The sequence below is a fragment of the Streptomyces albipurpureus genome (assembly GCF_023701525.1).
GTDB classification, from domain to species: Bacteria; Actinomycetota; Actinomycetes; order Streptomycetales; family Streptomycetaceae; genus Streptomyces; species Streptomyces albipurpureus.
This window is the reverse complement of the sequence record NZ_JAMQAW010000006.1, coordinates 431543-457779: the sequence shown is the minus strand read 5'-3', so window position 1 is coordinate 457779 and position 26237 is coordinate 431543. Positions and strand designations below refer to the sequence as shown.

Here is a 26237-nt window from a genome sequence, read left to right as displayed (position 1 = left end):
CGGCGGGCGCTCGCAAGCCGGTGGCCGCCCGGCGTCGGTCGAGATCAGGCGCCTGAGCAGCCCGGACAGATGCCGCGATAGGTGACTTCGACATCCGAGATGGTGAAGCCGAAGCGCTCGGAGTCCGGAAGGTCGGCTAGCGGATTCCCTGCCGGATGGACATCGCGGATCGCTCCGCACATGCCGCAGACCAGGTGCTGGTGGGGGCGGTGTGCGTTGGGGTCGTACCGCTTGGCGCGGCGGTCGGTGGCGACTTCCAGTACCTCGCCGAGCGAGACCATTTCGCCGAGCGTGTTGTAGACGGTCGCCCGGGAGATCTCCGGAAGCCTCTTGACCGCGCGGGCGTGCACCTCGTCAGCGGTCAGATGGACATGATCACCGTCGAGGACCTCAGCGACGACACGCCGCTGTGCGGTCATGCGCCAGCCGCGTCCACGAAGCCGTTCCAGCAGGTCACTCATACGAGTCAGAGTAGCAGCGAGATGCCCTGATCCCGAACGGGTGTGACTTTGGATGTTCGCTTGACTTAGACAGAGTCCATCGTAGGATCGTGATCGGCACAAGCCACGGGTCAGGAACGTAAGACGCAGGAGGCGCACGTGACGCAGGGACCGCTCACCACGGAGGCCGGGGCTCCGGTCGCCGACAACCAGAACAGCGAGACGGCGGGCGTCGGCGGTCCTGTTCTGATTCAGGATCAGGCGCTGCTGGAGAAGCTCGCCCACTTCAACCGCGAGCGGATCCCGGAGCGCGTGGTGCACGCCCGCGGCGCGGGTGCCTACGGCACCTTCACGGTCACCGCCGATGTCAGCCAGTACACACGGGCCAAGTTCCTCTCCGTGATCGGCAAGCAGACCGAGACCTTCCTGCGCTTCTCCACCGTCGCGGGGAACCTCGGCTCGGCCGACGCGGTCCGCGACCCCCGGGGCTTCGCGTTGAAGTTCTACACCGAGGAAGGCAACTACGACCTCGTCGGGAACAACACCCCGGTGTTCTTCGTCAAGGACGCCATCAAGTTTCCGGACTTCATCCACACCCAGAAGCGCGACCCCTACACCGGCTCCCAGGAGGCGGACAACGTATGGGACTTCTGGGGTCTGTCGCCGGAGTCCACCCACCAGGTGACCTGGCTCTTCGGTGACCGCGGCATCCCGGCCACGCTGCGTCATATGAACGGGTACGGATCGCACACCTACCAGTGGAACAACGCCGACGGCGAGGTCTTCTGGGTCAAGTACCACTTCAAGACGGACCAGGGCATCAAGAACCTCACCCAGGCCGAGGCCAATCTCCTCGCCGGTGAGGACCCGGACAGCCACCAGCGTGATCTGCGCACGTCCATCGAGAACGGGGACTTCCCCTCCTGGACCGTGCAGGTGCAGATCATGCCCGCGGCCGATGCGGCGACCTACCGCTTCAACCCGTTCGACCTCACCAAGGTGTGGCCGCACGAGGACTACCCGCCGATCGAGATCGGCAAGCTGGAGCTGAACCGCAACCCCGAGAACGTCTTCGCCGAGGTCGAGCAGTCCATCTTCTCGCCCGCCCACTTCGTGCCGGGCATCGGACCGTCCCCGGACAAGATGCTTCAGGGACGTCTCTTCGCCTACGGGGACGCTCACCGCTACCGGGTCGGCATCAACGCCGACCATCTGCCGGTGAACCGCCCGCACGCCACCGAGGCGCGGACGAACAGCCGGGACGGTTTCCTGTACGACGGTCGCCACAGCGGTACCAAGAACTACGAGCCGAACAGCTTCGGCGGCCCGTTCCAGACCGACAAGCCGCTCTGGTCCACCACCGCGGTCTCCGGTGACACCGGCAACCACGAGGCCCCGCGCCATGCCGAGGACAATGACTTCGTGCAGGCGGGCAACCTCTACCGGATGATGTCGGAGGACGAGAGGACCCGGCTCATCGAGAACCTCTCCGGGTTCATCGCCCAGGTCTCACGCGATGACATCGCCGAGCGGGCGATCAACAACTTCCGCCAGGCTGACGGAGACTTCGGCAAGCGGCTCGAAGCCGCGGTGCAGGCGCTTCGCGGCTGACGGACGCTTGTCGTGGAACGGAGGGCCGGACCCCTGTCCAGGGGGGTCCGGCCTTCTTCGTTGTCATGAGTCGGGGCTGTGAGCCGGGGTGTGAGTCGGGTCGATGTGGCTCCCCGGCGGGCCCTCGGCGGACGGTGCGGCTGATCTGCGGGTGAGCTCTCCCCGGATCAGCCGTCGTGGTCAGCCGTCGTGGTCAGTAGTCGTGGTCATCGGGGGTGGTCAGTGGTCATCCGAAGGGACCCGGAGTCAGTCGACGGGACCGGGGTCGGTCGGGTCGGGGCTCGTCCTCGTCGTTGGGATGTGGTCAGGACTCGCCGAGCGAGGATCACCCATGGTGGCCAACGGTGAACCATCCGGGCAGCCCGGAGCCACGGTTCGAGTTCGCCCCAGGACTCGGTTGGTCGGGTGATCGGTTGATGTCGCGTTGGTTGCGGGCAGTGGTTTCGGTACCGGTCGCCGCCCGTTCGATCCGGTCCCTGCCCGGTGCGGTGTCTGTGCCCTGCCGCTGTTCGGTGCGGTCCATGAGGTGATCGGGACGTGTACGTGCAGTGGTCCGGTCGTGCGCGGGGTCGGTCGCGCTCGCTTGAGACCGTGTGCTGGTACGGCCGGGCCCGGGTGGGGCCCGGTTCATGGTCGGTTGGGGCCGGGTCGGCGCGACCGGGTAGCCGTACCGCTTTGCGCATGGCACACGCGACGAAGCAGAGGGTTCGGGACATACGGGTCGCTGGGGTGATGAGCGGCGCTATCCGACGAGTGCGGCTCGCTGACGGCGGACGGGAACCCAGCAGCGGATGATGTCGCGTACGGAGACGATGCCCACGGGCCCCTCGCCGTCAAGGACGACAAGATGCCGGAAGCCGCCATGTGCCATGGCCTCCGCGGCTTCCTCCAAGGTCCATGAAGGCGCGGCGAAGACGACGTCGGCTGTGGTGTGGGCGCCGGCGGTTTCCAGATCGGGGTTCTCCCCGATGCCCACCGACTTCAGGATGTCGCGCTCGGTCAGGATCCCCACGCCCCCGGCGTCGCCGTCGAGAACGACGGCCGCGCCGACTCGGCGAGCGGCCATCAGGCCGGCGGCCTGGCGGAGTGTGTGGGTGGGTCCGATGGTGAGGACCACCGTGCTCATGGCGTCACGGACGAGCATGGATGGAGCCACCTCCTAGAGGGTTCGGGCCTCATATGACCCCTTTGTGGACCGGTCAGTGAGCCTTTCGAGAAAGGATTCACAAGTTCACAAGAAGGGGCGACTTTCAGAGTTGCAGTCCTTGGGGAGCGCAGCAAGGGGGTACGCACGACCGGTTCCGCACGAGGGGACTCACCCGCTCCGGTCGCGGTAGGCCGGTGTTCCGGGGCGGGACGGCCCTTCCGGACGGCCCTTCGGGTCCCGTCTCGGGCCCCCGGGCCGCTTCCCCGGGGCATACCACGGCGGCCTACCCGCCTCACCGCCGGGTCGGCATCAAGCCCCACCCGCGCACCGGGTGGGGGCTTGATGTGCGGACCCCACGGGCCGTCAGTCGGTGCGCTCCGCTGCGTTCAATCCCGGTGCCGGGCGACGTTCAACCAGCTCACCGGGGTGAGCGCTGGTTTAGGACCGCGGTTGGAGATAGCCGAGCAACTCCCCGTGGAGCAGCCCGTTGGACGCGGCGCCGTTTCCGCTGTGCGGGCCGGGGCGGCCGTCGAGGCCGGTGAAGGAGCCGCCCGCCTCCTGGACGATGATCGCGTTCGCGGCCATGTCCCACAGGGACAACTCGGGCTCGGCGCAGATGTCGATCGACCCTTCGGCAACCATCATGTAGGGCCAGAAGTCGCCGTATCCACGAGTGCGCCAGCAGGCACGGGTCAGATCGAGGAAACCGTCGAGCCGCCCCTGCTCCTCCCATCCGCTCAGCGAGGAGTAGGCGAAGGAGGCATCGTCGATGCTGCTCACCTGCGATACCCGAAGCCTGGTCGCCGAGGTGAGGGAGCGTCCCGTATAGGCTCCGCCGCCTTGCGCCGCCCACCAGCGCCGGCCCAGGGCCGGTGCCGAGACCACTCCCACGACAGGCTGGTATCCGCCCTCGCCCTGCACCGTCAGGGAGATCAGGGTGGCCCAGACCGGCACCCCGCGGACGTAGTTCTTGGTGCCGTCGATCGGATCGATCACCCAGCGGCGCGGACCCGTGCCCTCGACGCCGTACTCCTCGCCGAGGATCGCGTCGCGGGGGCGGGCCCGCTGGAGCTGTCCGCGGATCAGTTCCTCCGCCGCCTTGTCCGCCTCGCTCACCGGTGTCATGTCCGGCTTGGTCTCGACCTTGAGGTCCAGGGCCTTGAATCGGTCCATCGTCGCGGCGTCGGCGGCGTCTGCGAGGACATGGGCGAGCCGCAGATCGTCGTGGTAGTCGGGCATGTCGTCACTCTATCGGGGTGCGCCGAAGTCGATCACGACCGTCTCGCCCCGGCGGACCCGCCGAGAACCGGCGCCGGGCGGTCACCCTTGACAGTGCACGGTGGCGCGTCAACTCTGGCCACAGTGCCGTACGGCTGGTCGGGCATCCGGCCTGGAGTCGCACGGCCGGGGAGGCGATGTGCCGACGGCCCGAGAATCCCTGCTGAGCGCCGCCCGCTCGGCGCTGGCTGAACAGCCCTGGTCCGGGGTGCGGATGGTGGATGTCGCGGCCACCGCGGGCCTGTCCCGGCAGACCCTCTACAACGAGTTCGGCAGCAAGGACGGGTTGGCCCGGGCGCTGGTGCGCCAGGAAGCCGATGCCTACCTCCGGGCGGTGGACCGATTGCTCACCGCCCCGGAGCCAGCCGATCGGCTACCCCTGACCACCAGGTCATTACCCGCGGAACACTCGGTCGCCGCCGGGGATCGGACGTCCCTCGCCGAGGCCCGGCTGGTCGCCGTCGCCGAGTGGACCGTCCGCCAGACAAGGGTGAACCGGCTGCTGCGCGCCCTGCTGACCGGCTGCTGGAGCGATCGGCTGCCCGAACCGAGGCCCGTGCGCGAGAGTGCGCCACTGGCCGGGAACCAGGACCAGCGCCGGGCCGATGCCGCGCTGATCACCCCGACGGAGATGGTCGGTTCGGTACGCGACCGCTTGGTGGGCGCACTGGTGGCGGAGCGATCTCACCACCTCACGGGGGAGCACTCCGCGGATCTCGCCCACCGCTGTGAGCTGGTGGTCCGGCTCACCCTGTCCCAGGTGATCGCTCCGGCGGACAGCACCGGGGGCGGGGCGGTGGGCTCACTGGTGCGCGGGGCGCTGCGCGGCCGTACCGACGGTGGCGGCGCGACAACCGCACCTTGCGCCGGAGGCCACGGTGTCAGTGGCTCGATCCGGACAGTTGAAGGCCGATGACACCGATGACGACCAGGGAAATGGAGACGATCTTGAGTGTGGAGACCACATCATCGAGGAAGACCATTCCGTAGATCGCGGTACCCGCGGCGCCGATGCCCGTCCACACCGCGTACGCCGGACCCACGTCCAGTTTCTTCAGGGCGAGGGTTAACAGACCGAAACTCCCCAGGGCGAAGGCGGCGAAGGCGATCGTTGGCCAGAGCCGGGTGAATCCGTGCGACAGCTTCAGACAGACGGCGAACCCCGTCTCCAGAAGACCGGCGACTACCACCAGCAGCCACGCCATGGCGCCTCCATCAGTCGATGACTGCTTCGTCGGACTTGGTGCGATTATGCACTTACCGGCATCCGAAGAGCGCAAACGTACGCGGGTCAGTCGCCCTCGCGTCGCTCACGGGTCGAGAGCAGCCGCCGCAGTGAGTACAGCCGGGCCGGATCGGCATGGCCCTCGGCCACCCAGGCGTCGAGGGCGCACTCCGGCTCGTCGTGGCTGCAGCCCCGCGGACAGTTCACCGTGCCCGGTTCCAGATCGGGGAAGGCGAGGATCACCCGTGAGGGGTCCACATGGTGCAGACCGAAGGAGCGCAGCCCGGGGGTGTCGATGACCCAGCCGCCCTTCTCGTCCGCGAGGGGTAGGGCGAGCGCCGATGTGGTGGTGTGCCGGCCGCGGCCGGTGACCGCGTTGACATGTCCGGTGATCCGCCGCCGCTCCACCGGCACCAGGGCATTGACCAGGGTCGTCTTCCCGACCCCCGAGTGGCCGATGAACGCCGTGGTCCGGCCGATGAGATGGTCGCGCACCTGGTCCGCCGCCATCCCGTCCGCGAACTCCTCACGGGTGGTGACGACATGGGGAACGCCCAGCGCCCCGTACATCTCCAGCAGTTCGTCGGGGGATCCCAGGTCCGATTTGGTCAGTACGAGAAGGGGTTCGAGGCCGCCGTCGTAGGCCGCGACCAGACAGCGGTCGATCAGCCGGGGCCGCGGTTCGGGGTCGGCGAGTGCGGTGACGATGGCCAACTGGTCGGCGTTGGCGACGACGACCCGCTCAAAGGGATCGTCGTCATCGGCCGTGCGGCGCAGCACCGATGAGCGCGGTCCGATGCGGACGATACGGGCCAGGGTGTCCTTGTCCCCGGAGAGATCCCCGACGATGGAGACCCGATCCCCGACCACCGCGGCCTTGCGGCCCAGTTCCCGTGCCTTCATCGCCATGATGACCCGGTCGTCGACGAGACAGGTGAGCCGTCCGCGGTCGACGGTGAGGACCATGCCCTCACAGGCGTCCTCGTGCTTGGGGCGAATGGTGGTCCGCGGTCGGTTGCCCTTGCGGTTGGGACGGACGCGTACGTCGTCCTCGTCGGGGTTCTTGCCGTAGCGCCGCATATCAGGTCCCGTTCAGCTTTCCGCTCCGAGCATGGTCGACCACATTCGGGGGAAGTCGGGCAGAGTCTTCGCGGTGGTCGCCACATTCTCGATCTCGACGCCCTCGACGGCGAGTCCGATGACCGAGCCGGCGGTTGCCATCCGGTGGTCGTCGTAGGTGTGGAACACCCCGCCGCGCAACGGGCGCGGACGGATGTGCAGACCGTCCTCGGTCTCGGTCACATCGCCGCCCAGCTCGTTGATCTCCTTGGTGAGGGCGGCCAGCCGGTCCGTCTCATGCAGACGCAGGTGAGCCACACCGCGCAGGGTGGACGGTGAGTCGGCGAGCGCCGCGACCGCGGCGATCACCGGGGTCAGCTCGCCCACATCACCGAGATCCACGTCGATGCCGTGGACGCGTCCGGTGCCGGTGAAGGTCAGCCCAGCCTCGCTGAGCTCATAGGAGCCGCCCATGTCGGTGAAGATCGCCCGCAGCGCGTCGCCGGGCTGGGTGGTGTGCTCGGGCCAGTCGGGGATGGTCACCCGCCCGCCCGTGATCAGGGCGGCGGCCAGGAACGGCTGGGCGTTCGAGAGGTCGGGTTCGATGGTGATGTCCCGGCCGAGGACCGCGGAGGGCGAGACCCGCCAGACATTGGGCTCACCGCCCGTCTCCGGCTCATCCACCTGCGCTCCCACCGCGCGGAGCATGTCCACCGTCATCCGGATATGCGGCATCGAGGGGAGCGTCCCGCCGATGTGCCGAACCTCCACACCCTGGTTGAACCGGGGTGCCGACAGCAGGAGCGCGGAGACGAACTGCGAGGACGATGAGGCGTCGATCTCGACCGGGCCGCCGTCGAGCGCCCCACCGCCGTGCACCGTCAGCGGGAACGCCCCGCGGCCGTCGTCGTCGATACGGGCGCCGAGGGCCCGCAGGGCGTCGATCACACCGTGGAGCGGACGCTCATAGGAACGCGGGTCGCCATCGAAACGGACCGGCCCATCGGCCAGGGTGGCGACGGGCGGCAGGAAGCGCATCACCGTGCCGGCGTTGCCGACGTCGACGGTGGCCGGGCCATGGAGTCCGGCGGGGATCACCCGCCAGGTCTCGCCCTCGCCATGGCGACCCACACCCTCCTCGATGCCCACGCCGAGGGCGCGTAGCGCCTGGGCCATCAGCAGGGTGTCGCGGGAGCGCAGCGGCCGGCGCAGCCAGCCGGGCTCGGCGGCGAGTGCGGCGAGCACGAGTGCACGGTTGGTGACCGATTTCGAGCCGGGCACGGTCACGGTGGCTTCGACGGCTTTGGTCGCGAGCGGAGCGGGCCAGAGGGCGGGGTGCACGGAGGCTTCGGTCATGTTCCTCACTTTAGTGGCTCCGCGGAGACCCCGATCTTGATCAAACAGGCGGAAACCGGCGCGGACCCCTCACAGGTCCAGCAGCCAGCGCCCGCCGCCGATCAGTGAGCAGGCGGATACCGCGTGGAAGAGGAAGAGCCACAGCGGTGCCGGCGCATGGGTGAGCCGTGCGAGTTGGTCGGCGTCCGAGTCGGGGGCTCCGCCGTGGCGGCGCTTGCTCTGGAGCTCGAATGCCGGCCGTACGCCTCCGACAAGGAGGAACCAGACCGATGTGTAGGCGAAGGCCGCTTGGACCTCGGCGTTCGCCAACCAGGAGATCAGGAGGAAGGCCGCGCCGGTCAGGATCACGGTGAGCGCGCCGTAGGCGTTGCGGATCATGACCAGCATGACCAGCAGCAGCGCGGTGGCCAGCCAGAGGAACAGGGTGATGTGGTCCGCTGCCAGCAGCCACGCGCCGCCGAGACCGAGCAGGGGTGGCGCGGTGTAGCCCGCCGCGGCGGTGAGGATCATGCCGAGCCCGGTCGGCTTGCCGCGGCTGACGGTCAATCCGCTGGTGTCGGAGTGCAGCCGGATGCCTTCCAGGCTGCGGCCGGTGAGCAGTGCGATCAGCCCATGGCCGCCTTCGTGGGCGATGGTGATGGCATTGCGGGTCAGCCGCCAGAGCGGGCGCGGTGCGACCGCGGCGAGCGCGAGCACCGCGGTGGCTATGACGAGCCATTGCTCGGGGGCGGGCTGGGTGCTGAAGACCCGGTCCCATAGATCACCGAGTGATTCCCCCAGCGAGCCACTGGCGAGCGGCGTATCAGGGGTGCCATGGATACCGCTGGAAGCGGAATGGGTCTCATTCATTTCTGGGGCGGCTCCTTGGGTGGCGTTCCAGAGTGGCAGTCTGGAACCTATGTGTGGACGGTACGCGGCAAGTCGTCAGCCCCAAGATCTGGTGGGGGTCTTTGATGTGGAGCGGTGGGAACCGACGGAGACCCTGGCTCCGGACTGGAACGTGGCTCCCACCAAAGAGGTCTACGCGATTCTCGAACGTCCTCTGAAAGACGCCGAGGACCCGCGTCCGGTTCGCCAGCTGCGCACCCTCAAGTGGGGGCTTGTGCCGTCCTGGGCGAAGAATCCCGAGGGCGCGGCCCGGATGATCAACGCGCGGGCCGAGACCGTGCATGAGAAGCCGTCCTTCCGCAGGCCCTTCGCCTCCCGCCGCTGCATCCTGCCGGCCGACGGCTATTACGAGTGGGTCACCGGGGTCGACGAGCGACAGCTGGAGGAGCAGGGCAAGAAGAAGCGCCCCCGCAAGCAGCCCTACTTCGTCACCCCCGCCGATGGCTCGGTCTTCGCCATGGCGGGTCTCTATGAGTTCTGGCGCGACCGCACGCTCCCCGATGACCATCCACGGGCCTGGTGGGTGACCTGCACGGTGATCACGACCGAGGCGGAGCAGGCTCCGCTGGGGGTCGCCCCCGCCGATGGGCCGCATGCGCTCGCCGACATCCACCCGAGGATGCCGCTGATGCTCACCCCCGATCGCTGGGACGCCTGGCTGGACCCTTCGCGTACGGACATCGCGGAGCTGACACCGCTGCTGGAGCCGCCACCGGAGGGGCTGATGCGGGCGTACGCGGTGCAGACTGCGGTGAGCAATGTCCGCAACAACGGTCCGGAACTGCTGGAGGAACTGGCCGCCCCGGAGGAGAGCACGCTGTTCTGACGGATGGGACCACATCCCAGGGCGCCTCTCCCGCGTCCGGCCCCGAGGTCCGCGACCCCGCCCACGGGGCCGGCGGGCAGCGAGCACCGATGAGCCGCTTCCCCGTCTCGGGGTGCCACCGGGGCAGGATGGGTTCGTGAAGAACCGGGACATCAGCACCACCGCGGCCACCGCCCGCAAGGACCAGCAGGTCCAGACGGTCGAGACCGAGACCGGGACCGCGCGCATCACCTGGCACCGGGCCGTCACCCCTCGGCTGGTGCTCGCCATCGGACATGGGGCGGGCGGCGGTATCGAGGCCCGGGATCTCCTGGGCATCGCCGCGGCACTCCCCGCCGACGGAGTGAGCGTCGCCCTGGTGGAGCAGCCCTGGCGGGTGGCCGGCAGGAAACTCGCGCCCGCCCCCGCCACCCTCGACAAGGGGTGGCGCGGCGTCTGGCCGACCCTTCGGCAACCGGGTCTTCCCCTCGTCGCCGGCGGTCGTAGCGCCGGCGCCCGCGTCGCGTGCCGACTGGCCGGGGAACTGGAGGTCACCGCGGTCCTCGCGCTCTCCTTCCCGCTCCATCCACCCGGCCGCCCGGAGCGGTCCCGTGCGGCCGAACTGCTCGGCACCGGGGTGCCCACCCTGGTGGTCCAGGGCGCCAACGACCCCTTCGGCCACCCCGACGAGTTCCCCGAAGGGCGGTACGCGATCACGGAGATCCCCTACGCCGATCATGGCTTCGCCGTCCCCAAGCGCTCCGGCCGCACCGAGGAGGAGACCGTGACGTCCATCACGGACGCGGTACGGCGCTGGGTGCCAAGTCTGCTGGGGTGAGGGGGACGGTGGCGGGAATGATGGGCGGCCCCGCTCTGTTGCAGCGGATGTCAGGACGTCAGTCATCCGAGCTTGGAGTAGGGAGTACGTCCCATGGGTTCGACCATCTGCCCCCGCCGTACGCAGACCGCTGACCTGGAGTGGTCCGTGCTCACGGCGGCCAAGACCGCGCCTGTTCGGGCGCAGGGCGGAGCCGGTCGACAAGAGCTGTCCACCGAAGGTCGACTATTCTCCGATTCGAGCGGGTCCACATTCGGCCTCGCCACAGCGTTGGAGGAGGTGGGTCCGGTCACTGGGACCGACGACGGCCAGGCGGCACAGGCAGACGCACAGCCCGCGGAGACGTCACGGCCCGCGGAGACGGCTGCGGAGCGCAATGCCCGTTTCGAGCGGGACGCCCTCGGCTTCCTGGACCAGATGTACTCCGCCGCGCTGCGTATGACGCGCAATCCGGCTGATGCCGAGGATCTTGTTCAGGAGACCTACGCCAAGGCGTACGGCTCGTTCCACCAGTTCCGTGAGGGCACCAACCTCAAGGCGTGGCTGTACCGGATTCTGACGAACACGTTTATCAACTCGTACCGCAAGAAGCAGCGCGAGCCCCAGCGCAGCGCTGCCGAGGAGATCGAGGACTGGCAGCTGGCGCGTGCCGAGTCGCATATGTCGACCGGGCTGCGTTCGGCGGAGTCGCAGGCCCTCGACCATCTGCCGGATTCGGATGTGAAGGCCGCGCTCCAGGCCATTCCGGAGGAGTTCCGCATCGCGGTCTATCTTGCCGACGTAGAGGGCTTTGCGTACAAGGAGATCGCGGACATCATGGGTACACCCATCGGGACGGTGATGTCCCGCCTGCACCGGGGCCGTCGCCAGCTGCGCGGAATGCTTGAGGACTACGCCCGTGAGCGAGGACTCGTCCCGGCCGGTGCGGGGGAGTCGAACGAAGCGAAAGGCTCGGGCTCATGAGCTGCGGAGAGCCGCACGAGACGGACTGCTCAGAGGTTCTCGATCATCTCTATGAGTTCCTCGACCGCGAGATGCCCGACAGCGACTGCACCAAGTTCGAGGTCCACTTCGAGGAGTGCTCTCCCTGTCTGGAGAAGTACGGTCTTGAGCAGGCCGTGAAGAAACTGGTCAAGCGCTGCTGCGGGCAGGACGACGTACCCGCCGATCTACGCGCCAAGGTCATGGGGAGAATCGATCTGATCCGCTCCGGGCAGACCGTGCCCGATGAGGACGTCCAGACCGCGTCCCGTGCGACCGTGGGGCCCGCGGAGGCGTCGGGACACGAATGACGGCTGTGAGGGCAGGCAGCCAGCAGGATCTTCTACGCAAAGGGTGTACCGCGTCCCCCGTGGTGCACCCTTCGCGTTGGCCGCTCCGCTACGAGGGTCCCTTTCGATACCCGCCTCCCCGGCGCACCATCGATACCGCCCACGGCGATCGAACTCCTGTGCGGCACCTTCGTACGCGTCCGGTGTCACTCGTCTGTGCGAACGGCTCCCCGATCACCCGTCCCTCGCGCCCCAACTCGCTAGCGTGACGCGCGAGGTGAGAAGGGGGCGGGGAGTTGAGGTCCGTACCGGCCGCGGCACATGCGTACATTCTCTGCGCCGTGCTCAGCACCGCGATGCTTGCCCTGCCGTCCTTTCGGCCGGACACCACGGTCGACTGGGTGGCGGTAGCCCTGCTGGCGGGTCTCTACGCCCTCTGCGAGCTGCCCGCCCGCTGTCGGCATCTGGGCGAATCCGTCCCGGTCAGCGCCGGCTCCTTCTTCCCCGTGCTGCTGGCCGCCGCCTTTCTGCTGCCGCCGTCGGCCGCCCTCCTGGTGGCCGTCCCCGGTGCGCTCGTGGGACGTGTCGAGAGACGCCCGGCAGCCGTACGGCGGATCTGGCGCGCCGCTCAACTCGGGTTGGCGATCTGGGTCGCGGCCCAGACCTATGACCTGCTCGGCGGTGAGCACACCCCGCAGGCACCGGACTTCCCGCTGGTGCTGCTGCCCGCAGCGGCCGGGGCGCTTGCCTTCTGCTTCGTGCTGACCGTCTTGGAAGCCGGCATCCTCGCCACCGCGGAGCGCAGCCCGCTGCGAGCCGGCTGGCACGGTCCGGTGCTCGGGGCGCTGCTGCCGCACCTGGTGCACGGACTGGCCGGGCTGATGATGGCGGTGCTCTGGCAGAGCCCGTACGGGCCGCCATCCGCCCTGTTCGTTCTGCTTCCGATGTACATCTCCTGCTGGCTCTTCGCCCAGTACCACCGGGAGCGCACCGCCCACCAGGCCACCATCCGAGCCCTGGTGCAGGCCGTCGACATCAAGGACCGCTACACCCGCGGCCATAGCGAGCGCGTGGGCCGCGCCTCCGTGCTCATCGCCCGCGAGCTGGGCCTCGACAAGGACCGGATCGAAGTCATCCGGTTCGCTGGGATCCTCCACGACGTCGGCAAACTCGGGGTACCCACCCGGGTACTGCGCAAGGAGGGACCGCTCACCGACGACGAACGACGGGTGATCCAACTCCATCCCGAGTACGGACATGAGATCGTCCGCGGCATCGGCTTCCTCGGCGACGCCAGGGCCGCGATCCTCTACCACCACGAACGCGTCGACGGCAGCGGCTACCCCTGCGGCCTGGCCGGGAACGACATCCCCGAGTGCGCACGAGTGGTCGCCGTCGCCGATGCCTTCGACGCGATGACCTCCACCCGCTCCTACCGCCGCGCCAGGCCCGTCGCCACCGCCCTCGCCGAGCTGGAGCGCTGCGCGGGCACCCAGTTCGACCCCCGGATGGTCCAGGCCCTCATCCGTGCCCTCGACCGGCACGGCTGGGAGACCGAGGTCACCTCCGACGAGCCCCTGCCCCAAGGCGCCTGGGGGCGGCGCGACCAGCCCGATGCCCATGACATTCCGGCGCAGCCGGTACGGGTCTTCGCCCATGGCCGGGCCGGTCGGCCGGGCCCGGCCGAAGAACCATCGGGGCGTGTCCCCGGCCCGGGCGCCGAACGCCCGACGGGTGACCTGGGATGACACCCCACGCCTCGACCGGCTCGACCACGCTGCTCTCCGCGCCCGGAAGCTTGATCATCGCCCTTGTCTACACCGCGGCCGGCTCCCTGGTCTGCGCCTCACTCGCGATCACCCTGTGGACCGGTGTTCACCAGCCCGGTGTCGCGCTCGCCTTCGGCGCGCTCATCGCCGTGGGTGAGTTGGCCCGCTGCAAGACCGTGCCGTCGGAACGCGAGGCCGCACCGCTGGGAGCCGCCGGAGCGCTGGCCTACGCGCTGCTGGGCGAGTGCGGTGGCGGTCCCACCAGCCACGGCGTCTTCCAGGTCACCACGGTCGTCTTCGCCGCCGTGCTCACCGGAGTCGTCCCCCATGTCGCCCGCGGTCGAGGACCGTCCCTCGACCATGTGGTGCGCAGGGTGCTGACGGTCGGCTTCGCCGCCGTCTGTTTTCAGCCGCTCTACAACTCGGGTGAACTGCCCCTCTGGACCGATGACTCCTTCTATGCCCTGTTCCTGCTGGTACTCCTGCTCCTCACCGCCCTCTGCGATGCCGTCCTCGCCGCTCTGATGCTCTGGGCCCGCACCGGCTTCCCCTATCTGCCGCTGCTCCGCGAGGAGTTACGCGCCCTGCTCGGCATCGGCTCCGCCGTCTGCGCCACCGGCGCGGTGATCGCGCTCGCCGTCGCCGCCGCCGGGCTCTGGGCACTGCCGGTCTTCTGCGTGCCGCTCCTGCTCACCCAGCTGTCCTTCCAGCGGTACGAGCGGGTCCGCGCCACCTACCGGCAGACCATCGTCTCGCTCGCCCGCGCTACCGAAATCGCCGGATACACCCCCCACGGCCATGCCCGCCGGGTGGCCGAGCTGAGCTGTGCCGTGGGCCGGGAGATGGGGCTGACCGGGCAGGACCTGACCGTGCTGGAGTACGCGGCACTGATGCACGACATCGGTCAGCTCTCCCTGGTGGACCCCGTACCCAATGGAGCCACCGCGCTACTCCCGGTCGCCGACCAGCACCGGATCGCACTGCTCGGCGGGGCCGTCGCCCGGCAGACCGGAGTGCCCGCGGCGGTCGCGGTCATCGTGGAGCGCCAAGCCGACCCCTACCGGGACCAACCACTGGCCGCCCGCATCGTTCGGACCGTCAATGCATACGACGATCTGACCGGGGCACACAGAGGGGGTGCCGGCGGGGCGCTGGGCGTCCTGGAACGGCTACGGCTGGCCACGGGAGAGGATCATCAGCTGGAAGTCGTCGAATCACTGGCACGGGTGCTGGCGCGCGGTGCCCCGGCCCCCGCGCAGCGAGGGTGACCCAGCGGCCCCCCAGGGGGTCCGACCCCCTCCCGCCTGGGTAACCCATGGGTAATGAGCCAGCCGTGGACCCGGCATGGTTGGATGCGAAAGAGGACAGAGAACCAGCGTCACGCAGACACACAAACAGCGTCCGGGGGAACCATTCCCCGAGCGACCGGCAGGCGGGAATCGTGAGGATCTTCGGGAAGGTACGGCATCGGCCCTCCGCCTCGTGGCGGCAGGCCACCGACCGCGCGTTCACGCTGATCGGCGACGGCCGGTACGAGGACGCGGGCGCGCTGCTCACCAGAGCGGCGGATCTGGAGCCCTGGCTCTCGGAGTCCTGGTTCAATCTGGCGCTGCTGCACAAGTTCCGGCACGACTGGGAGCAGGCGCGCGCCGCCGGGCTGCGGGCCGTGGCGCTCCTGGACAAGGAGACCGGAGCCCCCGACTGGTGGAACGTGGGCATCGCTGCCACCGCACTGCAGGACTGGCCGCTGGCCCGCCGCGCCTGGCAGGCGTACGGGCTCAAGGTGCCCGGGCTCCCCGCCCGGGGCGGAATGGGCGCGGGAGCGAGCGGCGAGGCCGTGGGGATGGATCTCGGCAGCGCGGCGGTCAGGCTCTCGCCCGAAGGTGAGGCCGAGGTCGTCTGGGGGCGGCGGCTTGACCCCGCCCGGATGGAGGTGCTGTCGATTCCGCTGCCTTCCTCCGGCCGACGCTGGGGCGAGGTCGTCCTGCACGACGGTGTCCCCAACGGCGAGCGAACCACCTCGGCCGGCCCCGCCTACCCCGTCTTCGACGAGATCGAGCTCTGGGCGCCCTCGCCCGTGCCGACCTGGGTGGTGCTGCTGGAAGCGGCCACCGAGACCGACCGGGACGCGCTGGAGCAGCTGGCGTCCGATGCGGGCTTCGCCGCCGAGGACTGGTCCTCCTCCGTACGGCTGCTCTGCCGCGCCTGCTCCGAGAGCAGGATGCCGAGCGCCGAGGGTGAAGGCGAACACCTCGACCCCCATGACCACAGCGAGCCGGGCCAGCCGGGTCCGCTCGGTCACCGCACGGCCGGCGACCTCTGGTCCCCGGAGCGGGAGTGCGGCATCGCCGCACCCGCGGGGCTGGTCCGCGGGCTGCTGGACGGCTGGGTCTCGGACAGCCCGGACACCCGGGAGTGGCGGGATCTCGAAGAAGTCTGCTGAACGCTGCCCGTACTGTGTAGGGGCACAGAGTGACCACACCACCGGGCACAACAGCAGCCCTGATCGGGCGCGCTCTGGGCATTCACTGGGTACTGAGGAAGGCGTACGGCTGACATGGCGTCGCAGCAGGAGACGGACCAGCAGGTCAATGATGGTTTCGTCGTGGACACGGAAGACTGCGAGGCACGTGAGCTCGCATATCGCGAGCGCGGCACCTCGCGTCCCATCACGGTCGTCGGTAACCCGGTGCTCCACAGGGAGTGCAGAGACGTCACCGAGTTCGACGACAGGCTGGCGGCGCTGATCGACGACATGTTCGCCAGCCAGCGCACCGCCGAGGGCGTGGGCCTCGCCGCCAACCAGATCGGTGTGGACCTGAAGGTCTTCGTCTACGACTGCCCGGACGACGACGGCGAGCGCCATGTGGGCTATGTCGTCAACCCGGTGCTGGAGGAGTTGCCGCCCGAGGACCGGGTCCTCGACGACTCCAACGAGGGCTGCCTCTCCGTGCCGACCGCCTACGCCTCGCTCGCCCGCCCCGACTACGCGGTGGTACGCGGCCAGGACGCCGACGGCAACCCGATCAAGGTCCGCGGCCGGGGGTACTTCGCCCGCTGCCTCCAGCACGAGACCGATCATCTCTACGGGTACCTCTACATCGACCGGCTCTCCAAGCGAGACCGCAAGGACGCCCTGCGTCAGATGGAAGAGGGCACCCCGCGCTACGCCGTCGTAGCGAACGACTGACCGCCCGGCAGCGCGGCCCCGAGCGATCGCCGGGGCCACGCTCCACCGTGCAGGCCCCTTCGACGTCCTTGCCGTGGGGGCCTCAGCCCACCCCCACCGGACCACGGAAGGTGCGGCGGTAGGTGTTGGGTGTGGTGCCGAGGGTGCGGAGGAAGTGATGGCGCAGCCCCGCCGCGTTGCCGAAGCCCGAGCGGCTCGCGATGGCGTCGACCGTCTCGTCCGTCGACTCCAGCAGCTCCTGTGACAGCAGCACCCGTTGGCGCAGGAGCCAGCGGTAGGGAGTGGTCCCCGTCTCCTGCTGGAAGCGGCGGGCGAAGGTCCGGGTCGACATATGGGCGCGGGCGGCGAGTTGCTCCACGGTCATCTCCCGATCGAGATGCCGTTCCATCCAGGCGAGCACCTCACCGACGGTGTCACAGCGGGTGCGCGGCAGGGGGCGTTCGATGTACTGCGCCTGCCCGCCGTCGCGATGCGGTGGGACCACCATCCGGCGGGCGATGTGGTTGGCGACCTCCGGGCCGTGTTCCTGGCGCAGCACATGGATCGACGCGTCGATGGCCGCCGCGGTGCCCGCTGAGGTGATGATCGACCCCTCGTCCACGTACAGCACATCGGGGTCGACGATGGCCAGGGGATAGCGCTCGGCGAGGGCCTGGGTGTGCCGCCAGTGACTGGTGCAGCGACGGCCGTCGAGCAGCCCCGCCGCGCCCAGGACAAAGGCTCCGGTGCAGACGCTCAGGACGCGCGCGCCGCGGTCCACGGCCCGGCGCAGGGCCGCCAGCAGGTCTTCCGGATAGTCCCGCGTCGGATAGTCGCCCCCGGTGGGGACGGCGATCAGGTCCGCGCTGTCCAGCCGGTCGAGTGTGTGGTGGGTGGTGATGGAGAACCCGGCATGGGTGCCCAGGGTCGGACCAGCGGCGGACACCACGGCGAAGTCGTAGACGGGCATGCCGTCATCGCTGCGGTCAAGGCCGAACACCTCACTGATCACGCCGAGTTCAAAGGGGTGGACGCCTTCGAGGAGCACGGTGGCGACATTTTTCAGCATGACATGAGTGTGGCAGTAATTCGATGGTCCATGACAGTCCTGCCACTGACTTTTCCCCCGCGGGAGGGCGACAGTAGAGGACATGGACACATTCCTCGGCTATCTCATCGTTCTCGTACTTCTCGTACTTCTCGTACTTCCCTCGCTTATCGGTCACCTCACGGATCGTGTCATCGACCGCCAGTTGAGGGAGGCGGAACGCGGACCCACCCCGGCGGCTCAGACCAAGGGGGCGTCCCTGGTCTCCAGGACCTCCCAGCCGGGCACCGCGTCGGCCGCCGCTTCCCCGCGCTTCACACCGATCACCAGCGCACCCGCCACCGCCGCGAACGAGAGCACGCTCAACGCCACCGGAAGGGACCTGGTGGACGCGGTGACCCGAACGGGCAGCGCCAGCGCGTAGGCACGCGGCGGCAGGGCCGGCAGGGCCCGCCACGGCACAGACCGCTGGACGAAGCGCCGGCGCCCTCAGCCGCGAGGCCCGCACCGTGCGGTCCCCATCCACCGAGACGGAGGTGTCCGCAGTGTTCTGTTCACCGTCAGCACGGTCGAGGTACGCCCACACCACCAGCCCGTCGCCGGTGCTGAACGCGACCGGCTGAAAGCCCTCGACCAGCCGCCGGCGCTCTGCTTCCACCAGCCGACCAGCCGACCAGCCGTCGCGGCCAGCGAGACCGGCCGCGACGGCAATGAACCGGGGATGCTCCGGGGACCGTGAGCAACCGTCCAGGTCGGGTCGGGTTCAGCCGCCCTAGAAGTCCTCGTCCAGGTCGACCGAGCCCTCCACCGCGACCTGATACGCGGACGGCCGCCGCTCGAAGAAGTTGGTCAGCTCCTGGACGCCCTGCAACTCCATGAAGGAGAACGGGTTCTGCGAGCCGTACACCGGGGCGAAGCCCAGCCGGGTGAGCCGCTGGTCGGCGACGCACTGGAGGTACTCGCGCATGGACTCGGTGTTCATGCCCGGCAGACCGTCGCCGCACAGATCCTGACCGAACTGGAGCTCCGCCTCCACGGCCTCCTTCAGCATGTCGGTGACCTGCTGCTGAAGGGCGTCGTCAAAGAGCTCCGGCTCCTCCTTGCGGACCGTGTCCACGACCTCGAACGCGAAGTTCATGTGCATGGTCTCGTCGCGGAACACCCAGTTGGTACCGGTGGCCAGACCGTGCAGCAGCCCGCGGGAGCGGAACCAGTACACGTAGGCGAAGGCGCCGTAGAAGAACAGCCCCTCGATACAGGCGGCGAAGCAGATCAGATTCAGCAGGAAGCGCCGGCGGTCGGACTGCGACTCCAGCTGGTCCATCTTCTCGACCGAGTCCATCCACCGGAAGCAGAACTGCGCCTTCTCCCGGATCGACGGGATGTTCTCCACCGCCGCGAAGGCCGCGTTGCGGTCCTCCGGGTCGGGAAGGTAGGTGTCGAGCAGCGTCAGATAGAACTGGACGTGCACGGCCTCCTCGAAGAGCTGACGGCTGAGATAGAGCCGCGCCTCGGGGGAGTTGATGTGCTTGTACAGCGTCAGTACGAGGTTGTTGGCCACGATCGAGTCGCCGGTCGCGAAGAAGGCGACCAGCCGGCCGATCAGATGCTGTTCCGCCGGGGTGAGCTTGGCGAGGTCCGTCACATCGGAGTGGAGATCGACTTCCTCCACGGTCCAGGTGTTCTTGATGGCGTCCCGGTACCGCTCGTAGAAGTCCGGGTAGCGCATCGGGCGCAGGGTGAGCTCAAAGCCGGGGTCGAGCAGGTTCTTGGTGGGCTGGGGGGTGGGCATTACTGGCAGGCCTCGCAAGACTCGGGGTTTTCCAGGGAGCAGGCGACCGCGTCCTCAGGCGTCTGCGGTACGGGCACGGGTACGGGCACGGGTACGGGCTCGGCGGTCGGTGTGGAGCCGGAGGCCGCGCGGGCGATCCGGGTGGCCGGGCGTGACCGCAGGTAGTACGTCGTCTTCAGGCCCTGCTTCCAGGCGTACGCGTACATCGAGCTGAGCTTCCCGATGGTCGGCGTCTCCAGGAAGAGGTTCAGCGACTGCGACTGGTCGAGGAAGGGGGTACGGGCCGCGGCCATGTCGATCAGACCGCGCTGCGGGATCTCCCACGCCGTGCGGTACAGCTCGCGCACCTCGGCCGGGACCCAGGTGAAGCCCTGGATCGAGCCATTGGACTCGCGCAGTGCCTCGCGGGTGGTGGCGTCCCAGACGCCGAGCCTCTTGAGCTCCTCCACCAGGTAGTTGTTGACCTGGAGGAACTCTCCCGAGAGGGTCTCGCGCTTGAAGAGGTTGGAGACCTGGGGCTCGATGCACTCGTACACACCGGCGATGGAGGCGATGGTCGCGGTCGGCGCGATGGCGAGGAGCAGCGAGTTGCGCATGCCCGAAGTGGCGACCCGCTCCCGCAGCGCCGCCCAGCGCTCGGGCCAGTGCAGCTGTACCCCGTAGTGGTCCGGGTGCAGCACACCGCGGGCGGTACGGGTCTTCTCCCAGGCGGGGAAGGTGCCGTGGCGCTCGGCGAGGACGCTGGACGCCTCATAGGCGGCGAGCATGATCCGCTCGGCGATCTGGGTGGAGAGCGCCCGGGCCGCGGGGGAGTCGAACGGCAGCCTCAGCTGGAAGAAGACGTCCTGGAGGCCCATCGCCCCCAGACCGACCGGGCGCCAGCGGTTGTTGGAGCGGCCCGCCTGCTCGGTCGGATAGAAGTTGATGTCGACGACGCGGTCGAGGAAGGTGACGGCGGTACGGACGGTCGAGTCCAGCCGTTCCCAGTCGATCTCCCCGTCGACCACGAAAGCGCCGAGGTTGATCGAGCCCAGATTGCAGACGGCCGTCTCGCCGTCGTCGGTGACCTCCAGGATCTCGGTGCACAGGTTGGACGAGTGGACCGTGTGGCCCGGCTCGGCGGTCTGGTTGGCGGTCCGGTTGGCGGCGTCCTTGAAGGTCATCCAGCCGTTGCCGGTCTGCGCGAGGGTCCGCATCATCCGGCCGTAGAGCTCCCGCGCGGGCATGCTCTTACGGGCCAGGCCCTGTGCCTCCGCGCGGCGGTAGGCCGCGTCGAACTCATCGCCCCAGAGATCGACCAGCTCGGGCACGTCCGCGGGGGAGAACAGCGACCACTCGGTGTCGGCGTCCACCCGGCGCATGAACTCGTCCGGCACCCAGTGGGCGAGGTTGAGGTTGTGCGTGCGCCGGGCGTCCTCGCCGGTGTTGTCCCGCAGCTCCAGGAACTCCTCGATGTCCGCGTGCCAGGTCTCCAGGTAGACCGCGGCGGCGCCCTTGCGCCGACCGCCCTGGTTCACGGCGGCGACCGAGGCGTCCAGCGTCTTGAGGAACGGCACGATGCCGTTGGAGTGGCCGTTGGTGCCGCGGATCAGCGAGCCGCGGGCGCGGATACGGGAGTACGAGAGCCCGATACCGCCCGCGTGCTTGGAGAGCCGGGCGACCTGGTGGTAGCGGTCGTAGATCGAATCCAGCTCGTCCAGTGGTGAGTCCAGCAGATAGCAGGAGGACATCTGGGGGTGCCGGGTGCCGGAGTTGAAGAGGGTGGGTGAGGACGGCAGGTAGTCGAGCCGGCTCATCAGCCGGTACAGCGCGGTGACTTCCCCCAGCGCCTCGGTCGAGTCGTTCTCGGCCAGCCCGCAGGCGACGCGGAGCATGAAGTGCTGAGGAGTCTCGATGACCTGGCGGGTGATCGGGTGGCGCAGCAGATAGCGGCTGTAGAGGGTGCGCAGTCCGAAGTAGCCGAAGCGGTCGTCGGCGGTGGGGTCGAGGATGGCGTCCAGGCGGTCGGCGTGCAGGGCCACGAACGCGGCGGTGCGATCCGCGATCAGGCCCTCGGCGTGACCCACGGCGACGGAGGCGGAGAAGCACGAGGCTCCCTGGCTCTCGGCCTCCTCCGCGATGGTGAGGGTCAGCAGTCGGGCGGCGAGCCGTGAGTACGCCGGGTCCTCGGAGATCAGCCCCGCGGCGGCGTCGGTGGCGAGCCCACGGAGTTCGGCCGTGTCCGATCCGGCGTTGCGTCCGCGCAGCGCGGACGCGGCGACCCGGCCGGGGTCGGTGTCCGTGAGATCGGCGGTGAGGTCGGTCAGGATCCGCAACAGCGCGGTCCCCGGCCCGTCCTGGCCGCTGTCCCGCGACTGGGGAACCCGCTGTGGCATCTGCTCGGAGATGTCGGGGGTGCCTGAAACCGGATCGGCAGGCGCGATGGTCACGTGGTGCTCTCCCTCGCTCGGCTCGCGGGCCGACGGGCGGGAGGGCATGGCCGCAGAAGGGCTGACCCGGCTCGGGGCAGCACTGCGCGGCGTCCCCCGGCCCAACCGCGAGGCCCGGACGTCTGGGCACCCGGATCGGTTGAGCCGGGTGCGCTGTCAGCAGTCGGCCGGACTCGCGGAGGTATGACAAAGCACACCACAGCACACCGTTGCGGGACAGTTCCGGATTCGCACCGGATTCCTCTGCGTCGACAGCGAGATGAGCATACATGTGGGGGCGGCAGCTGGAAGTACCCCCCACATGTTGTGTCGCGAAGGGGAGTGGCGGTAAAGGGAGGCTCCTTGTGCTGAGCGGGTCATGGACCCCTGCGGGCACTGGGATGGCGGCCTTCGGGGGGCGCTCGCAGCGTGTCCCGCGCTCGAACCCCGTACTTCGGACGCGGTATTCCGGACGCGTGACTTCCGACGGCGGCGGTCCCGGGCCGGGCGACGGGAGGGCACGATCGCCGAACGGGCCCGCCCGGCGGGGGCATTGGTTCCGGAGTGAGCGCGGTCACGGGAACGACAGCGGCATCGGCACCGTTTCCCGGGCGTCAACGGCGGCGCACCGCGTCAGCGGATCTGTCGGGCCCCGGCTGATCCGTTGTCAGCCGCGCCCGTGGGGAAGCGGCGAGTACATGACCGCGAAGGCCCCGCGACCCCTGGCGAACCCCCGGGCGGTGCAAAGGGAGGAGCAGGCGGAGGGCGAGGCTTTCACCGCGGTGGTTCCGGCAACCGGTGAGGGGTCTCGATCGGCCGGCCGGTGTGATGGCACGAGGTCGGCGATGGATGCCCGTGATCGGGAACGGTGAGTGGAACGCACCGACGGAGCGAGCCGTCCCGATGGACGTTCCCGTGCGCCGCTCGATCTGCGTCGCTCCCCCCGCGCCGTACGGGTACGGTCCGGGCCGATGGCTCGCCGGCTCACTGAACCGCGTGAATCGTCAGATGTCCCTCGCGGGGCCTGGGGCGGTCAGCGGGTCCTCACGGGCGTTCACGGGCGGGAGGGGGCGTCGCGCGCTGGGAGGGCCCGGGCACGGTGACCGGGTCGCGCGACGAGAGCGGCCGGGGCACGCCTCGGCCGTCGGCCGCACCTAGTTCAGGGGGCGCCTGAGGCGGGCCACGAACTTGTAGCGGTCGCCGCGGTAGACGGACCGTACCCACTCCACCGGTTCATTGTTAGCGTCGACCGAGTGCCGGGAGAGCATCAGCATCGGTAGGCCCACATCCGTACCGAGCAGCCCTGCCTCACGCGGGGTGGCCAGCGAGGTCTCGATCGTCTCTTCGGCCTCGGCCAGCCGTACGTCGTAGACCTCGGCGAGTGCGGTGTAGAGCGAGGTGTACTTCACCAGCGAGCGGCGCAGTGCGGGAAAGCGCTTCGCGGACAGATGGGTGGTCTCGATGGCCATCGGCTCACCGCTCGCCAGCCGAAGCCGCTCGATGCGCAGCACTCGCCCCCCGGTGGTGATGTCGAGGAGTTCGGCGAGTGTGTCATCGGCCGTGACATAGCCGAGGTCGAGCAGTTGCGAGGTGGGTTCGAGGCCCTGGGCGCGCATGTCCTCCGTGTAGGAGGTGAGCTGGAGGGTCTGTGCGACCTTCGGCTTGGCGACGAAGGTCCCCTTTCCCTGGATGCGCTCCAACCGTCCCTCGACGACCAACTCCTGGAGCGCCTGTCGCACGGTGGTGCGCGAGGTGTCGAACTCGGTCGCCAGGGTCCGCTCCGGCGGCACGGGTGTGCCGGGGGGCAGTGTCTCCGTCATCTCCAGCAGATGACGCTTGAGGCGGTAGTACTTGGGGACGCGCGAGACGCGCGTAACTGGGTTTGTCCGGCCATCGGTGCCGCCCCCGTCCTTGGCCAGGCCCTGCTTGCCGGGCTGCTGCGCTGCTGCCGTCACCGATTCCTCCATCACTAGGTTTCACATCGTGGCACGGGCTGACCCCGGGGCGTCACCCACTTAGATGCCCGGCCGGGCAACAGGCACGAGTGCCCCCCTTATACACCGTTGGCACCACGGTTGGTCTAGTCCATCGCGCAATGTTGCCGCCAGACCGTAGTACGGGTGGCTTGGCCGGTCAGGGCACCCGTACGGAGTTGGGGAGGGGGCCTCCGTCTCCTTCGGGTGCCTCCTGGGGAGGTGTCGCGAGGCCGGGGCGGGGTGGTGGCGCGAGCGTTGGCGACGGGGGTCGAGCGGGTCGATGGGCGCAAGTCGGCGCCACTGCGCGAAGGCGGGAGTGGAAGGGGGCGGAGCGAGGGTTCACGGGAATGCCACGATGGCGTGATCTGTATGCCGGACAAGTCGTTCGACGGCGGTGCGCTCATGGATTGGTACAGAGCGTCAGGGGACTCATCGGCTGCCGCGCTCGCCTCTCGTGGGGGCGGGGGAGTGGTTCGGCCGACGGCACGGCATCGGCTCCCGAAGGGTCCGATGGGCGGTCTTCCCGAACAGCCCCCAACCCCGGTCGCTCCGGGTGATACTGCTGGGGTCTGAGGACCCTGAAGGAGCGGTTGAACATGGATGCCCGTTCCGGCATGAGTTCAAGCTGACGGCCAGATGTCGGTCTGATAACGGACGTGTCGGGCCTTCCGGTCGAGCCTTGACAGCCATAAAGGTCTAGGCCAAGCTCCGGGTGCTGGTCTAAACCACTAAAGATCAGTTCCCAGCCCCACGAGCAGTACTAGGCATCGGCTTGGCGGTACGAGCAGTACTAGGCATCAGCTTCGCGGTGGGCAGGGGTTGCAGACATCCCTGAGGAGGGTGGCGTGAAGCGCAAGCTCATCGCGGCGATCGGCGTCGCAGGCATGATGGTCGGGCTCGTGGCATGCGGCAGCGACGACAAGGACAGCGACAAGGGTAGCGAGTCGAAGGGTCCCGACAGCTACAAGGGTCAGACGCTGACCGTCTGGGCGATGGACGGCTCCACCCCCGACAAGTGGCAGGCGGACCTGACCGCCGAGTTCGAGCAGAAGACCGGCGCGAAGGTCAAGTTCGAGGTCCAGCAGTGGAACGGCATCCAGCAGAAGCTGACCACCTCCCTGTCGGAGGAGAACCCGCCGGACGTCTTCGAGATCGGTAACACCCAGACCGCGGCGTACGCCAAGACCGGTGGCCTCGCCGACCTGGCCGATGTGAAGAAGGCAGTCGGCGCCGACTGGGCCGAGAACTTCAACGAGGGCGCGACCTTCGAGGGCAAGCAGTCCGCTGTCCCGTGGTGGTTCGCCAACCGTGTGGTCATCTACAACAAGGCCGTGTTCGCCGAGGCCGGCGTCACCACGCCCCCGAAGACCCGTGACGAGTTCTACGCGGCCCTGGAGAAGATCAAGGCCAAGGGCAAGGCAGAGCCGATCTACCTGCCCGGCCAGAACTGGTACCACTTCGTCGGCCTGGTCGTCGGCCAGGGTGGCGAGCTCGTCAAGAAGGACGGCGACAAGTGGGTCTCCAACCTCGGTGACCCCAAGGTCGCCGCGGCCGCCGAGATCTACAAGAAGCTCCAGTCCTACTCCAAGGCCCCCAAGGACAAGGACGAGTCGACCCCGCAGCAGGCCGACGTCTTCTCCAAGGGCAAGACCGGCGCCATCATCGGCATGGGCTGGGAGGCCGGCACGGCCATCACGGCCAACAAGGCCATCGAGAAGGACATCGGCTACTTCACCGTCCCGGGTGAGAGCGCCGACAAGCCCGAGGGTGTCTTCCTCGGCGGTTCCAACCTCGCGGTCGCCGAGGGAAGCAAGAAGAAGGAGCTCGCCAAGGAGTTCCTGAAGCTCGCCCTGTCGGACAAGTACGAAGGACAGCTCGCCAAGCTGAACGGTGTCATCCCGAACAAGGAGTCGCTCAACTCCAACCTCGTGGGTAACCCGGTCGCCGAGGCTGCCGCGCCGTCCGCCAAGTTCGGTGGCACCACCCCGCTGATCGCCGAGTGGGCCGCCGTCGAGAACGCCCCGAACCCGGTCAAGACCTACCTGACCGCGGTCCTGAACGGGAAGACCCCGGCCGAGGCCGCCAAGCAGGTCGAGGCCGAGTTCAACAAGCGTCTCGCGCAGAAGCAGTAAGCACCCGCTGTAGGGGGGCGGGTTC

23 protein-coding genes and 1 riboswitch are annotated in these 26237 nt (G+C 68.9%); of the genes, 12 read left to right on the top strand and 11 right to left on the bottom strand.

The genetic code is table 11. The annotated features are described in order from the left end of the window. Positions 1-44: 44 nt before the first annotated feature. On the bottom strand, positions 45-461 hold the full coding sequence (locus NBG84_RS07060) for a Fur family transcriptional regulator (protein ID WP_250918414.1): 417 nt from the start codon (positions 459-461) through the stop codon (positions 45-47). Positions 462-599: 138 nt separating this feature from the next. Between NBG84_RS07060 and NBG84_RS07055 the strand changes: the two genes are divergently transcribed. Beyond that, on the top strand, positions 600-2051 hold the full coding sequence (locus NBG84_RS07055) for a catalase (RefSeq protein WP_250918413.1): 1452 nt from the start codon (positions 600-602) through the stop codon (positions 2049-2051). Between the two features lie 742 nt (positions 2052-2793). Here NBG84_RS07055 and NBG84_RS07050 read toward each other — a convergent pair. Both NBG84_RS07050 and hisN read right to left on the bottom strand, forming a co-directional pair. Next, the gene (locus NBG84_RS07050) at positions 2794-3195 is read right to left on the bottom strand and encodes a CBS domain-containing protein (RefSeq protein WP_250918412.1); all 402 of its coding nucleotides are present in this window, start codon (positions 3193-3195) and stop codon (positions 2794-2796) included. Positions 3196-3636: 441 nt separating this feature from the next. Then, positions 3637-4437 (bottom strand): histidinol-phosphatase, encoded by an 801-nt coding sequence (gene hisN / locus NBG84_RS07045; RefSeq protein ID WP_250918411.1) that lies wholly within the window; start codon positions 4435-4437, stop codon positions 3637-3639. 178 nt (positions 4438-4615) lie between these two features. On the opposite strand from hisN, the gene NBG84_RS07040 reads away from it, so the two are divergent. Then, positions 4616-5392: a TetR/AcrR family transcriptional regulator gene (locus tag NBG84_RS07040; RefSeq protein WP_250918410.1), complete on the top strand. Its 777-nt coding sequence runs from the start codon at positions 4616-4618 to the stop codon at positions 5390-5392. On the opposite strand, the gene NBG84_RS07035 is transcribed toward NBG84_RS07040, so the two are convergent. The 4 genes from NBG84_RS07035 to NBG84_RS07020 all read right to left on the bottom strand — a co-directional run bounded on the left by NBG84_RS07035 (position 5358) and on the right by NBG84_RS07020 (position 8965). Continuing rightward, a complete protein-coding gene (locus NBG84_RS07035) occupies positions 5358-5681 on the bottom strand; it encodes a DMT family transporter (protein WP_250918409.1) in 324 nt (107 codons plus the stop codon). The genes NBG84_RS07040 and NBG84_RS07035 overlap by 35 nt on opposite strands. Before the next feature lie 86 nt (positions 5682-5767). Then, complete coding sequence (gene rsgA, locus NBG84_RS07030; protein WP_250918408.1) at positions 5768-6781, bottom strand: ribosome small subunit-dependent GTPase A; 1014 nt, start codon at positions 6779-6781, stop codon at positions 5768-5770. A gap of 12 nt (positions 6782-6793) precedes the next feature. Then, a complete protein-coding gene (gene aroA / locus NBG84_RS07025; RefSeq protein WP_250918407.1) occupies positions 6794-8116 on the bottom strand; it encodes a 3-phosphoshikimate 1-carboxyvinyltransferase in 1323 nt (440 codons plus the stop codon). Between the two features lie 69 nt (positions 8117-8185). Continuing rightward, a complete protein-coding gene (locus NBG84_RS07020) occupies positions 8186-8965 on the bottom strand; it encodes a M50 family metallopeptidase (RefSeq protein WP_250918406.1) in 780 nt (259 codons plus the stop codon). Positions 8966-9014: 49 nt separating this feature from the next. On the opposite strand from NBG84_RS07020, the gene NBG84_RS07015 reads away from it, so the two are divergent. From NBG84_RS07015 to def, 8 genes are all read left to right on the top strand, one after another. Continuing rightward, positions 9015-9830 carry an SOS response-associated peptidase gene (locus NBG84_RS07015; protein WP_250918405.1) on the top strand — a complete coding sequence of 272 codons (816 nt, stop codon included), beginning with the start codon at positions 9015-9017 and terminating at the stop codon, positions 9828-9830. Between the two features lie 136 nt (positions 9831-9966). Beyond that, positions 9967-10647, top strand: coding sequence for an alpha/beta hydrolase family protein (locus NBG84_RS07010; protein WP_250918404.1), 681 nt, complete (start codon positions 9967-9969; stop codon positions 10645-10647). Positions 10648-10926: 279 nt separating this feature from the next. Further along, entirely contained in the window at positions 10927-11610 is a 684-nt protein-coding gene (locus tag NBG84_RS07005; RefSeq protein WP_425608587.1) for a sigma-70 family RNA polymerase sigma factor, read from the top strand. After that, complete coding sequence (gene rsrA, locus NBG84_RS07000; RefSeq protein WP_250918403.1) at positions 11607-11939, top strand: mycothiol system anti-sigma-R factor; 333 nt, start codon at positions 11607-11609, stop codon at positions 11937-11939. Before NBG84_RS07005 ends, rsrA begins: the two co-directional genes overlap by 4 nt. A gap of 275 nt (positions 11940-12214) precedes the next feature. Then, positions 12215-13666 (top strand): HD-GYP domain-containing protein, encoded by a 1452-nt coding sequence (locus NBG84_RS06995; RefSeq protein WP_250918402.1) that lies wholly within the window; start codon positions 12215-12217, stop codon positions 13664-13666. Next, positions 13663-14955, top strand: a complete 1293-nt coding sequence (locus NBG84_RS06990; RefSeq protein WP_250918401.1) for an HD-GYP domain-containing protein — start codon at positions 13663-13665, stop codon at positions 14953-14955. Before NBG84_RS06995 ends, NBG84_RS06990 begins: the two co-directional genes overlap by 4 nt. A gap of 173 nt (positions 14956-15128) precedes the next feature. After that, positions 15129-16130, top strand: a complete 1002-nt coding sequence (locus NBG84_RS06985) for a tetratricopeptide repeat protein (protein ID WP_250918400.1) — start codon at positions 15129-15131, stop codon at positions 16128-16130. A 114-nt stretch (positions 16131-16244) separates the two neighbouring features. After that, on the top strand, positions 16245-16877 hold the full coding sequence (def, locus tag NBG84_RS06980) for a peptide deformylase (RefSeq protein ID WP_250918399.1): 633 nt from the start codon (positions 16245-16247) through the stop codon (positions 16875-16877). Between the two features lie 82 nt (positions 16878-16959). Here the strand turns inward: def and NBG84_RS06975 are convergent, their stop codons facing one another. After that, entirely contained in the window at positions 16960-17925 is a 966-nt protein-coding gene (locus tag NBG84_RS06975) for a GlxA family transcriptional regulator (RefSeq protein WP_250918398.1), read from the bottom strand. An 82-nt stretch (positions 17926-18007) separates the two neighbouring features. Between NBG84_RS06975 and NBG84_RS06970 the strand changes: the two genes are divergently transcribed. Beyond that, a complete protein-coding gene (locus NBG84_RS06970) occupies positions 18008-18328 on the top strand; it encodes a hypothetical protein (protein WP_250918397.1) in 321 nt (106 codons plus the stop codon). Between the two features lie 348 nt (positions 18329-18676). On the opposite strand, the gene NBG84_RS06965 is transcribed toward NBG84_RS06970, so the two are convergent. The 3 genes from NBG84_RS06965 to NBG84_RS06955 all read right to left on the bottom strand — a co-directional run bounded on the left by NBG84_RS06965 (position 18677) and on the right by NBG84_RS06955 (position 24023). Further along, positions 18677-19696, bottom strand: a complete 1020-nt coding sequence (locus NBG84_RS06965; RefSeq protein WP_250918396.1) for a ribonucleotide-diphosphate reductase subunit beta — start codon at positions 19694-19696, stop codon at positions 18677-18679. Beyond that, positions 19696-22125, bottom strand: coding sequence for a ribonucleoside-diphosphate reductase subunit alpha (locus tag NBG84_RS06960; RefSeq protein WP_425608581.1), 2430 nt, complete (start codon positions 22123-22125; stop codon positions 19696-19698). Before NBG84_RS06960 ends, NBG84_RS06965 begins: the two co-directional genes overlap by 1 nt. A 141-nt stretch (positions 22126-22266) precedes the next feature. Further along, a riboswitch (cobalamin riboswitch) is annotated at positions 22267-22429 on the bottom strand. An 829-nt stretch (positions 22430-23258) separates the two neighbouring features. Beyond that, positions 23259-24023: a GntR family transcriptional regulator gene (locus tag NBG84_RS06955; RefSeq protein WP_425608586.1), complete on the bottom strand. Its 765-nt coding sequence runs from the start codon at positions 24021-24023 to the stop codon at positions 23259-23261. Between the two features lie 902 nt (positions 24024-24925). Between NBG84_RS06955 and NBG84_RS06950 the strand changes: the two genes are divergently transcribed. Then, positions 24926-26212 (top strand): extracellular solute-binding protein, encoded by a 1287-nt coding sequence (locus tag NBG84_RS06950; RefSeq protein ID WP_250918394.1) that lies wholly within the window; start codon positions 24926-24928, stop codon positions 26210-26212. The last annotated feature ends 25 nt before the right edge of the window (positions 26213-26237 follow it).